13 protein-coding genes are annotated in these 10,992 nt (G+C 66.3%); 8 read left to right on the top strand and 5 right to left on the bottom strand.

What is annotated here, in order from left to right:
• Positions 1–226 (bottom strand): FAD-binding protein (locus tag KDW55_RS13205; RefSeq protein WP_226223384.1); only part of this gene is annotated, 226 nt, incomplete at its 3' end.
• 105 nt (positions 227–331) lie between these two features.
• Between KDW55_RS13205 and KDW55_RS13200 the strand changes: the two genes are divergently transcribed.
• Both KDW55_RS13200 and KDW55_RS13195 read left to right on the top strand, forming a co-directional pair.
• Complete coding sequence (locus tag KDW55_RS13200; protein WP_040144023.1) at positions 332–1,108, top strand: SDR family oxidoreductase; 777 nt, start codon at positions 332–334, stop codon at positions 1,106–1,108.
• A gap of 32 nt (positions 1,109–1,140) precedes the next feature.
• Positions 1,141–1,572, top strand: a complete 432-nt coding sequence (locus KDW55_RS13195; RefSeq protein ID WP_040144024.1) for a thioesterase family protein — start codon at positions 1,141–1,143, stop codon at positions 1,570–1,572.
• A 102-nt stretch (positions 1,573–1,674) separates the two neighbouring features.
• Here KDW55_RS13195 and KDW55_RS13190 read toward each other — a convergent pair whose 3' ends face one another.
• Positions 1,675–2,220 (bottom strand): LuxR C-terminal-related transcriptional regulator, encoded by a 546-nt coding sequence (locus tag KDW55_RS13190; RefSeq protein ID WP_040144025.1) that lies wholly within the window; start codon positions 2,218–2,220, stop codon positions 1,675–1,677.
• A 223-nt stretch (positions 2,221–2,443) separates the two neighbouring features.
• Here KDW55_RS13190 and KDW55_RS13185 point away from each other — a divergent pair, with 223 nt between their 5' ends.
• Positions 2,444–3,148 carry a CoA transferase subunit A gene (locus KDW55_RS13185; RefSeq protein ID WP_040144026.1) on the top strand — a complete coding sequence of 235 codons (705 nt, stop codon included), beginning with the start codon at positions 2,444–2,446 and terminating at the stop codon, positions 3,146–3,148.
• Position 3,149: 1 nt separating this feature from the next.
• On the top strand, positions 3,150–3,791 hold the full coding sequence (locus KDW55_RS13180) for a CoA transferase subunit B (RefSeq protein ID WP_040144027.1): 642 nt from the start codon (positions 3,150–3,152) through the stop codon (positions 3,789–3,791).
• Between the two features lie 74 nt (positions 3,792–3,865).
• On the opposite strand, the gene KDW55_RS13175 is transcribed toward KDW55_RS13180, so the two are convergent.
• The 3 genes from KDW55_RS13175 to KDW55_RS13165 are packed head-to-tail and all read right to left on the bottom strand — an operon-like array spanning position 3,866 to position 6,200.
• Complete coding sequence (locus KDW55_RS13175; RefSeq protein WP_212161751.1) at positions 3,866–4,579, bottom strand: SDR family oxidoreductase; 714 nt, start codon at positions 4,577–4,579, stop codon at positions 3,866–3,868.
• 38 nt (positions 4,580–4,617) lie between these two features.
• Positions 4,618–5,631 (bottom strand): polysaccharide deacetylase family protein, encoded by a 1,014-nt coding sequence (locus KDW55_RS13170; RefSeq protein ID WP_212161752.1) that lies wholly within the window; start codon positions 5,629–5,631, stop codon positions 4,618–4,620.
• An 11-nt stretch (positions 5,632–5,642) separates the two neighbouring features.
• Positions 5,643–6,200 carry an ester cyclase gene (locus KDW55_RS13165; RefSeq protein ID WP_040144030.1) on the bottom strand — a complete coding sequence of 186 codons (558 nt, stop codon included), beginning with the start codon at positions 6,198–6,200 and terminating at the stop codon, positions 5,643–5,645.
• Positions 6,201–6,337: 137 nt separating this feature from the next.
• On the opposite strand from KDW55_RS13165, the gene KDW55_RS13160 reads away from it, so the two are divergent.
• The 4 genes from KDW55_RS13160 to KDW55_RS13145 all read left to right on the top strand — a co-directional run bounded on the left by KDW55_RS13160 (position 6,338) and on the right by KDW55_RS13145 (position 10,991).
• Positions 6,338–7,228, top strand: a complete 891-nt coding sequence (locus KDW55_RS13160) for a LysR family transcriptional regulator (protein WP_212161753.1) — start codon at positions 6,338–6,340, stop codon at positions 7,226–7,228.
• Between the two features lie 160 nt (positions 7,229–7,388).
• Positions 7,389–8,285: an alpha/beta hydrolase gene (locus tag KDW55_RS13155; RefSeq protein WP_212161754.1), complete on the top strand. Its 897-nt coding sequence runs from the start codon at positions 7,389–7,391 to the stop codon at positions 8,283–8,285.
• Between the two features lie 81 nt (positions 8,286–8,366).
• Positions 8,367–8,720 (top strand): RidA family protein, encoded by a 354-nt coding sequence (locus KDW55_RS13150; protein WP_006486103.1) that lies wholly within the window; start codon positions 8,367–8,369, stop codon positions 8,718–8,720.
• Between the two features lie 39 nt (positions 8,721–8,759).
• A complete protein-coding gene (locus KDW55_RS13145) occupies positions 8,760–10,991 on the top strand; it encodes a bifunctional (p)ppGpp synthetase/guanosine-3',5'-bis(diphosphate) 3'-pyrophosphohydrolase (RefSeq protein WP_040144033.1) in 2,232 nt (743 codons plus the stop codon).
• The last annotated feature ends 1 nt before the right edge of the window (position 10,992 follow it).

Below are 10,992 nucleotides of genomic sequence, written 5' to 3'. Positions count from 1 at the left end.
GCACGCACACGCCGATCTCGGCGCCTTTCTCGGCGGCCAGCTGCTTGAGCCGGATCGCCGCCGACAGCCCGGCGGGGCCGCCGCCGACGATCACGACGTCGTATTCCATCGATTCGCGCGGGCCGTATTGCTCGATGAGGCTTGCGGGGGTCATTGGCGTTCCTCTAACCGTTAGAATGCTTTTATTCGGGAGCGTATTGTCTGCGAAACGAAACGCTTGCCGCAACAGCATGCGAACAGATTAGCACGATCGTTCTATTTTTTGTGCTAGGGTTATGCTGCACGGGCTGCGTGCCCGCGGCGGCGAAACGACATCGAAAGGGGATGTGCAATGGGTCGATCGATCAACCTGGAAGGCAAGGTCGCGCTGGTCACGGGCGCCTCGAGCGGCCTCGGGCAGCGCTTCGCGCAAGTGCTGTCACAGGCAGGCGCGAAAGTCGTGCTCGCGAGCCGCCGCGTCGAGCGTCTGAAGGAGCTGCGTGCGGAGATCGAGGCGGCGGGCGGCGCCGCGCACGTCGTGTCGCTCGACGTCACCGACGTGCAGAGCATCAAGGCGGCCATTGCGCACGCGGAGACGGAAGCTGGCACCATCGACATCCTCGTCAACAATTCGGGCGTGTCGACGATGCAGAAGCTCGTCGACGTGACGCCGGCCGATTTCGAATTCGTGTTCGACACCAACACGCGCGGTGCGTTTTTCGTCGCGCAGGAAGTCGCGAAACGGATGATGATGCGCGCGAACGGCAACGGCAAGCCGCCGTACCGGATCATCAACATCGCGTCGGTCGCCGGCCTGCGCGTGTTTCCGCAGATCGGGCTGTATGCGATGAGCAAGGCGGCGGTCGTGCAGATGACGCGTGCGATGGCGCTCGAATGGGGCCGCCACGGGATCAACGTGAACGCGATCTGTCCGGGCTATATCGATACCGAAATCAATCATTACCTGTGGGAAACCGAACAGGGCCAGAAGCTGCAGTCGATGCTGCCGCGCCGGCGCGTCGGCAAGCCGCAGGATCTCGACGGGCTGTTGTTGCTGCTCGCGGCCGACGAGTCGCAGTTCATCAATGGCTCGATTATCTCCGCCGACGACGGCTTCGGCCTCGCATGAGCGGCTGACCCTCAGCAACGAAGAAGACTGCAATGAGCGAATATTCCCCCGTATTTGAAATGTCGATGCCGATCCGCTGGGGCGACATGGACGCGTTCGGCCATGTGAACAACACCGTCTATTTCCGGTACATGGAACAGGCGCGGATTTCGTGGTTCGAGGAACTCGGCATCGCGGGCGGCAACGGCGAGGGGCAGGGGCCCGTGATCGTCACGGCGTCGATGGAATTCCTGAAGCAGCTGCACTATCCGGGCGACGTGATCGCGAGAATGTCGGCCGCGAAGCCTGGCCGCAGCAGTTTCGATACCGGATTCGAACTCACCCGTGCGGACGACCCGCATCATGTCTATGCGCGCGGCAATGCGCGCTGCGTGTGGGTCGACTATGCGCTCGGCAAGTCTGTGCCGCTGCCGCAACTGCTTCGCGACACGATCGAGCGCGCGCTCGCGGCGAAGGTCGACTGAGCGCCGTCGCGCCGAACCGGGCGCCCGCGCGCCCGAGAGTCGCCATTTCCCGATCTCCGGAATCGGCCGCGTCACGCGGCCGATTGTCATTGCGCGCGGCCTTTATTGGCCGAGCAGGCGCTGCAGCAACTCCGGCGTGTTGTTCGTGCCGTACTTGCGCATCAGCCGTGCGCGATAGATGTCGACGGTGCGCGAGCTGATGTCGAGCACGCGTCCGATTTGCTTGCTGGTTTTGCCGGTCGCGAGCTGTGCGGCGATCTCGCGTTCGCGCGGCGTCAGCTCGACGGCGACCCGGCGTGTCGCACTCAGATCCTCGAACGTCCAGACGCCGGCCGCGAGCGGCGCGGTGCGATCGAGCGCGCGGCCCGTCACGTGGCACCAGAACAGTTCGCCGTCGGCCCGCTTCATGATTCTGTCGTCGGCATAGGTGCCGTTCGCGATCATCACGCGCGTGATGCGCTCGCCGATGCGCTGGAACTCGTCCGGTGACGGGTAGAGCACCTCGTACGACTTGCCGATCAGGTCGGCCCGCGCGCAGCGGAAGATTGCCGCGAGCGCGTCGTTGCAATCCTCGATCACGCGGTCGCGCGACATCACGAGGCCGAGCGGCGCGAGGTGAAAGGCTGTCTGGTAATCGAGAGCGGGCATGGCGCGGGCAAGCGTAGGCAAACGCTTATGTATTTTTGCGTATTGTGCCGCATCCTCGCCGCATCGTACCCTTTCAGGCATCTCGCGGCGGTTTGTCGCGATATAAAAACAGCGCGCTACGACGCAGCTATCGCCGCGCATGCATAGAATGATGCGGCGGGCGTGCTGCCCAGTGGGCGCGTGAACCGGTTTCGCTGGTTTCCATAGAGGAAGGGACATACAGATGAACAAAGTCTATCCAAGCGCGGCCGCCGCGCTGGAAGGGATCGTCCGCGACGGACAGACCTTCGCGGTGGGCGGTTTCGGCCTGTGCGGGATTCCCGAGGCGCTGATCGCGGCGTTGCGCGATTCCGGCGTCAAGGGCATTACCTGCATCAGCAACAACGCGGGCGTCGACGGCTTCGGTCTCGGCCTGCTGCTGGAAACGCGCCAGATCAAGAAGATGATCTCGTCGTACGTCGGCGAGAACAAGGAGTTTGAGCGCCAGTATCTGGCCGGCGAACTCGAGCTCGAATTCACGCCGCAGGGCACACTCGCCGAGAAGCTGCGTGCAGGCGGCGCGGGCATTCCCGCGTTCTTCACGAACACCGGCTACGGCACCGTGATCGCGGAAGGCAAGGAAACGCGCCAGTTCGGCGATCGCCACTACGTGCTGGAGCCGTCGCTGACGGCCGACGTCGCGCTCGTGAAGGCGTGGAAGGCCGACAAGTCCGGCAACCTGATCTATCGCCGCACCGCACGCAACTTCAACCCGATGTGCGCGATGGCCGGCAAGATCACCGTGGCGGAGGTCGAGGAGATCGTCGAGAACGGAGAGCTCGATCCGGACCAGGTCCATACGCCGGGCATCTTCGTGCAGCGTATCGTGCTGAACGCGACGCCGGAAAAACGCATCGAACAACGCGTCGTACGCGCGAAAGGAGACTGACATGGCGTGGAATCGTGACCAGATGGCCGCGCGCGCGGCGAAGGAACTGCAAGACGGCTTCTACGTGAATCTCGGCATCGGCTTGCCGACGCTCGTTGCCAACCACGTGCCGGCGGGCGTCGAAGTGTGGCTGCAGTCGGAGAACGGTTTGCTCGGCATCGGCCCGTCGCCGACCGAGGACGAAGTCGACGCCGACCTGATCAACGCCGGCAAGCAGACCGTCACGACGCTGCCCGGCTCGTCGATCTTCTCGTCGGCCGATTCGTTCGCGATGATTCGCGGCGGCCACATCAATCTCGCGATCCTCGGCGCGATGCAGGTCAGCAAAAAGGGCGACCTCGCGAACTGGATGATCCCGGGCAAGATGATCAAGGGGATGGGCGGCGCGATGGACCTCGTCGCGGGCGTGAAGCGCGTCGTCGTGCTGATGGAGCACGTCGCGAAGGGCGACCAGCACAAGATCCTCGACGAATGCAATCTGCCGCTGACGGGTGTCGGCGTGGTCGACCTGATCATCACGGATCTGGGCGTGATCGAAGTGACGCCGGATGGGCTCAAGGTGCTCGAGCTCGCCGACGGCGTGAGCGCGGAAGAGATCCAGGCAAAAACGGGCGCACCGCTCGACCTCAGCGCGGTCGCGTAAGCGACGCTGTTGCGCACGGCGCCCGACGCCCCGTGTTCCTGACGGAACGCGGGGCGTTTTGCCATGACCGCGCGTCACGCAATCGCGCCGCCGCCATCGACCAACACCGTCGAGCCCGTTGCATAACGCGTGGCTGCCAGATAAACGATCGCATTCGCGACGTCCTCAGGCTGGCCCACGCGGCGCGCCGGAAGGCGCTGTGCAGCGTTCGCATACATCGCGTCGCGCGCGTCGGGGGCAAGCTTGTCCCACAGCGGCGTCGCGATCAGGCCCGGCGAAACGGTATTCACGCGCACCGGCGCCAGTTCCAGCGCAAGGCCGCGTGCAAGCGCTTCCAGTGCCGCATTGATCGCGCCTTGCAGTACCGACGACGCACTCGGCCGCACGCTGAGATAACCCGATACGAACATCAGCGAGCCTCCGGCTGCGATATCGATCGAGCGCGCGATACGGTATGCGCCCCAGAACTTGCTGTCCATCGCAGCCTGCGCGTCCGCGAGCGGCAGCGAGCGGAGCGGGCCGGTGGCGGTCTGCGCGGCCGAGATCACGACATGGTCGAACTGTCCGGCGCGCGCGCAGAATGCTTCGACGGCGGCCGTATCGGTAATGTCGAGCGCTTCGGCACGCACCTGCCCGTATCTACCGATGTCTGCGCCGGCCTTCGCCGGATCGCGCGATGCGACCGTCACGACAGCGCCACGCTGTGCGAATGCTGTCGCGGCCGCGGCGCCGATACCCGAGGTGCCGCCGATGACCAGTACTTTCTTTCCATGTAGCGGATCGTCCATGATGGTGCTCCCGTAATGAAGAAGTAGGTGGAATCCGGTCAGATCGTTTCCGCTTCGCGGAGCGTCGACCGGCTGCGCAATGCAAAGCGCGCGATGTCGTCCTTGCGCATGAACGCCACGCCCGGATGCGAGCGCGCGTAGCGCAGGAATGCGTCCCATGCGCGCACCATCTGCGGTGTGCCGCTGATTCGGTCGTGCGCGCTGATCGACATCAATCTGCGGCGCTGCCCGGCTTCCGCGTACAACTGATCGAAATCGAGCTTGATCTGTTCGAGAAACATCGTTGGCGAGTAGTTGCGGCCTTCGATCAGCAGGATGTCGTTGTTGCGCAGCGTGTATGGCACGACCGCGAAATCGCGACCGCCGACGGTCTCGATGAAGGGCTCGTCGCGGCTGACGTCGTCGATGTGGTACACGTATCCGAGCTCCTGTAGCAGCGGCAGCGTGTGTGGCCCGCGCCGCAGCCAGTTGCAGTTGTAGCCGATCGGCCGTTGCCCCGTCACCGCTTCGACCATGTCGCGGGCTTCCGTGAGAAAGCGCCGTTCGTCATCGCGGTTCATCGCGAATTGCGATCGCCATGTGGGTCCGTGCGCGGCCGCTTCGTGGCCGCGCGACACGATCTCGCGTGCCAGTTCGGGATGCCGCCGGGCGGCTTCGCCGATCATGTGCGACGTCACTTTCACGCCGTGCCGGTCCCACAGATCGAGCAGCCGCGGAATGCCTTCCCGGTAGCCGTACGCAAACCACGTGGCCGACGCGAGGTCAACCGGCACCGACGCCGGGAATTCGACGGGCGGAAACGGGCTATCCGCACCCTTCGCTGGTTGGCCGCCAGCCTCGAATTGCATCGAGATCGAAATCGCGAGCCGTGTGTCGTCGGGCCAGAACCGGCCGGTGTCCGTTGCAGCGGCGCCCGGTAACGGCGCGGCGACAGCCGAGTGCGACGCGCCTGCGGCCATCGCGATACCCGCGGCCACCCCCGCGCCGGCTTGCGCGAGAAACGTGCGGCGGCCCGGCTTTGGCGCGGAAGGATCGTTGTCGATGTAGGTCATCGTTTCCTCCGTCAGCCGACGAGCCCGAGCTGGCGCATCAGCGTCAGGTTGTCCTCGATATGCCAGTTTTCCGCGATCCGGCCGTGATCGATCCGATAGATGTCGGTCGCGATGAAGTCGACCGTTTGCCCGTGGCCGGCCGCGCCATTGAACGTGCCGGTGAAATGGCCGCGAAAGTGCAGATGCACGACGACGCGGTCGCCGGCGACGATCATCTGTTCGATATCGCAACGCAGGTCCGGGACCGCCGCACGCATCGTTCCGGATGCCGCAATGGGGCCCGATACGCCCTGCGCGCGCCCTGCCGGCAACGTGCGGTCGATGAAGTCGGGGGCGAGCGCCGCGCGCGCGAGGGCCGCATCGCCGGTATCCCAGAACGTGCCGTAACGGCGCGCGGCGAGAATCTGCGCCCGCGCCTGCGCGGCCGGCACGTCGGTCGCGACGGTCAGGCCGTGGGGCTCGACGAGTTCGGCGGCGTGCGAGGCGACGGGCGACAGCGCGGCCACGCAGGCTGCGGCGGCGATTGCGCGGGCGAGCGGACGAGCGACTGAAGAAAGGCGAATCGGCATGGCTGAAGAGTCCTGTATGACGCATCGTGGGACGACGCGGAGCAGGTATGGTAGGTTTCCGTTCTTGATCGGAATACGGGCAAAAAGCGAATGAATTATTCGAAAAAAGGAAAGGGTGAGCCGAGCCGAGTGTCGCGATGCTGATCGACGATCTCCCCGCCCTCGACACCTTCGCGAGAATCGTGTCGGCCGGCAGCCTGTCTGCGGCCGCGCGCGAGCTCGACCTGTCGCTGTCCGTCGTGAGCAAGCGGCTCGCGCATCTCGAGTCCCGACTGGGCGTGCGACTGCTGCACCGGACGACCCGGCAGCAGACGCTGACCGACGACGGTGCGCAGTTTCACGCGCAGGTGCTGCGCATCCTGGCCGAGGTCGATCGCGCCGAAACGCTGATGAGCGATCGCCGCGGCACGGTCGGCGGCGTGCTGCGCGTGACTGCGCCGGGCGAACTGGGCCGGCTGCGGATCGCGCCGCTCGTCGCGGCGTTTCAGCGGCGGCATCCGGAATTGGTCGTGCATCTGATGCTGACCGACACGATCGTCGACCTGCTCGCGCAGGAGATCGACGTCGCCGTGCGGATCGGCAGCCTCGCCGATTCGTCGATGATCGCGCGCGAGCTCGCGCCGAATCATCGCGTGCTGTGCGCGGCGCCGGGCTACGTGGTCGCGCACGGGCAGCCGGCTCACCCGGCGGAACTGCGTGCGCACCGGTGCATCGTGATGGGCGATCAGCCGCGCACCGAGTGGCGGTTCGACGGCGCCGACGGCACGGTCGCCGTCGACGTGACGGCGGCGCTGCTGACGAATGACGGCGGTGCCGCGCGCACGCTCGCGCTCGAGGGGGCGGGCATTGCGCTGAAGTCGATCTGGGACGTCGGCGCGGATCTCGATGCCGGCCGGCTCGTGCGCGTGCTCCCGGCATTCGCGGTGCAAGCGGCACCGCTGCATGCGGTCTATCCCGGCAGCCGTCACGTGCCGTTGCGCGTGAGGTCGTTCGTCGATTTCCTGCGCGAGCAGTTGCGCGGCTCGTAGCGCGGCGACGCACGGGCCGTTGCGAACGAGGGGTGCGCCGCAGGCCGGCGGCCGCGTGACGCCCCGTCGTGATGAAGCGGTTTACAATCGTTTGCATCAGGCGGCTCGTCGGATGCAAGCGCGGCCCGCCGCGCCGTCACCGTTCCACAGGATGCCAACGATGCCCACGACCTCAGCGACCCTTCCGGTTCCCCGTCAACGACGCGTGCAGTGTGCGAGCGCCGCCGGACTTCACCACGTCGCCTATACCGAGTGGGGCGACCCCGCGAATCCGCGCGTGCTGGTCTGCGTGCACGGCCTGACACGCTCCGCGCGCGATTTCGACCGGCTGGCCGCCGCGCTGTCCGATACGTATCGGGTCGTTTGTCCGGACGTCGTCGGGCGCGGCCAGTCGGACTGGCTCGCCGATCCGCGGTTGTATGCGATTCCGCAATACGTCGCCGACATGGTGACGCTGATTGCCCGGCTCGACGTCGAATCGGTTGACTGGTTTGGCACGTCGATGGGCGGACTGATTGGCATGGCGTTCTCCGGGCTGCGCGGTGCGCCGCTGCGCCGGATGATCGTCAACGACGTCGGCCCGCGCATTGAGCCGGAATCGCTCGCGCGCATCGGCGAATACCTCGGTGTCCAACCGCGCTTCGCGACCGAGCAGGAGGGCGTCGACTACCTGACGTCGCTGTCGTTGCCGTTCGGCGCGTTGAACGCCGACGAATGGCGCGAGATCAACGGGCCCTTGCTGCGCGAGCTGCCCGACGGCGGCTGGACGATGCGCTACGATCCGCGCATTGCCGAGCCGTTCAAGGCGACGACGCCGGAGCTCGCCGCGCTCGGCGAGGCCGCGTTATGGCGCGCGATCGAGACGACGGAGGCGTCGGTGCTGGTCGTGCGCGGTGAAAGCTCCGACCTGTTGTCGCGCGACACGGCGGCCGAGATGGTGCGTCGCGGCCGTCACGTGACGCAGGCCGAAATCGCGGGTGCCGGCCACGCGCCGGCGTTCGTCAGCGCGGACCAGATCGCGCTCGCGCGCCGGTTTTTCGTCGAAGGCAACGCATAAACGCGTCATAATATGCGGTTCGGCGGCACGCGGGCCGCGTCACCGCCGAATCGTCACTCATCCATACGACCGGAAATTTCCATGGCAGTCATTCGTCACCACGTCGGAGCACGTCTCTCCGAAACCGCGATCCACAACGGTACCGTGTATCTGGCCGGCCAGATCGCCGAAGACACCACGCAGGACATCCGCGGCCAGACGCGCGAAGTGCTCGGCCATATCGACCGCCTGCTTGCCGAAGCGAACAGCGACAAGGCGCATCTGCTGTCGGTGCAGATCTACATCTCGGATCTCGCGAACTTCGAGGGCATGAACGCCGAATGGGACGCGTGGGTCGCGCCGGGCAACACGCCGCCGCGCGCCACGGTCGAGGCGAAGCTCGCGGATCCGGCGCTGCTCGTCGAGATCGTCGTCGTTGCGGCCCAGCGGAGCTGAGCGAAGCATCACGATGACCGCAATACGCCAGGCCGTGCGATGACCGAGTCCGTTTCCGCTTCCTCCGTCGCGACGCCGTCGTTCGACGATGTGCTCGCGTTCGTGCGCGAACGGGCCGGCGACGCGCGGCTGTCGTCGGGCGAGCTGCTCGCCGACCACTCGGCCGGCACCGCGTCGATCATGCGCACGCTGAACGTCGATCCGCACGCGATGCAGGCGGCCGCGCTGTTCGTGCTGACGCCGCACCTGAGCGATCCCGGGCGCGAGCTGACCGAACGGTTCGGCGAAGAGGTCGCGCGGCTCGTCGCCGACGTGCGCAAGCTGCTGCGGCTCGGCACCGTCAGCCTGCGCGCGCAGAACGCGATGCCCGACGCAGGGCGCGACGCCGCGCAGGAGCGGCGCACGCAGATCGAGGCGCTGCGCAAGATGCTGCTCGCGTTCGCGCAGGATATCCGCGTCGTGCTGATCCGGCTCGCGTCGCGGCTGCAGTCGCTGCGTTACTACGCGGCGGCAAAGATCGATCCGCCGCCCGACGTCGCACGCGAGACGCTCGAAATCTACGCGCCGCTCGCGAACCGTCTCGGCATCTGGCAACTGAAGTGGGAACTCGAGGATCTCGCGTTCCGCTTCGAGGATCCGGTCACTTACAAGCGCATCGCGAAACTGCTCGACGAAAAGCGCGTCGAGCGCGAGGCGTACGTCGCGCAGGCGATCGACCGGCTGCAGCACGAGCTCGCGGAGGCGCACATCCCGGCCGACGTGAGCGGCAGGCCGAAGCACATCTACAGCATCTGGCGGAAGATGCGTGGCAAGGAACTCGACTTCTCCGAGCTGTACGACGTGCGCGCATTCCGCGTGATCGTGCCGGACATCAAGGATTGCTACGCGGTGCTCGGCATCGTCCATCACCTGTGGCAGCCGGTGCCGAAGGAGTTCGACGATTACATCTCGCGTCCGAAACCGAACGGCTACAAGTCGCTGCACACCGTCGTGATCGGCGACGACGGCCGCGCATTCGAAGTGCAGATCCGCACGCAGGAAATGCACCGCTTCGCCGAATACGGCGTGGCCGCCCACTGGCGCTACAAGGAAGCGGGCGCGCGCGGCTACGGCGGCCAGTTCTCGGCGAGCGACAAGTACGACGAGAAGATCGCGTGGCTGCGGCAGCTTCTCGCGTGGAAGGACGACGTCGAGGACGGCGCCGAAGTGTCGGGCGACCAGGCATGGGCGCAATTGCGCGAGACGTCGCTCGACGACGATCACATCTACGTGCTCACGCCGCAGGCGCGCGTGATCGCGCTTCCGCAGGGCGCGACGCCGGTCGATTTCGCGTATCACCTGCACAGCGAGCTTGGCCACCGCTGCCGCGGGGCGCGCGTCGACGGCGTGATGGTGCCGCTGAACACGCCGCTCGCGAACGGCCAGACGGTCGAAATTGTCGCGGTGAAGGAGGGCGGCCCGTCGCGCGACTGGCTGAATCTTCAGCTCGGCTACCTGAAGAGTTCGCGTGCGCGCCAGAAAGTGCGTGCGTGGTTCAACTCGATCGAGCAGGAAGAAAACATCGCGCACGGCCGCGCGCTCGTTGAGAAGACGCTGCAGCGCGAGGGCAAGACGTCGGTCAACCTCGACCACCTCGCAGCGAAGCTCGGCTTCAAGTCGCCCGATGAGCTGTTCTCGGTGGTCGGCAAGGAAGAGTTCAGCCTGCGTAACGTCGAGCAGGCGCTGTCGGATGCGCCCCCTCCCGAACACGCGCCCGAGGCGCCGGCCGATTTCGAAAAACGCAGCAGCGGGGCCAGCGTCGCGCACGGCGCATCGACCGGCGTGCTGGTGGTCGGCGTCGACGCGCTGCTGACCCAGCTTGCACGCTGCTGCCGTCCGGCGCCGCCCGACCCGATCAGCGGCTTCGTGACGCGTGGCAAGGGCATGTCGATCCACCGCAGCGACTGCCCCACGTTCCGGCGGATGGCCGAGCGCGCGCCGGAGCGCGTGCTGCAGACGACCTGGTCGGCCGACGTGCTCGGCGGGCGCGGCATGTCCGTGTACCCGGTCGACCTGATGATCGAGGCGACCGACCGTCAGGGCTTGCTGCGCGATATCTCCGAAGTGTTCGCGCGGGAGAAGATGAACGTGGTCGGCGTGAAGACGCAGAGCCGCCGCAACGCGGCATTCATGCAGTTCACGGTCGAGGTGTCGAATTCGGCGCAGGTGCAGCGTGCGTGTACATTGCTGGGCGAAGTGCAGGGCGTTGTACGGGCCGGACGGAAAGGGTGAG

Origin of the sequence: Burkholderia sp. AU19243 (genome assembly GCF_018148075.1) — a bacterium.
In the GTDB taxonomy this organism is placed as follows: Bacteria; Pseudomonadota; Gammaproteobacteria; order Burkholderiales; family Burkholderiaceae; genus Burkholderia; species Burkholderia latens_A.
Note: the sequence above shows the minus strand (reverse complement) of the source record. Positions and strands in the feature narration are given on the sequence as shown.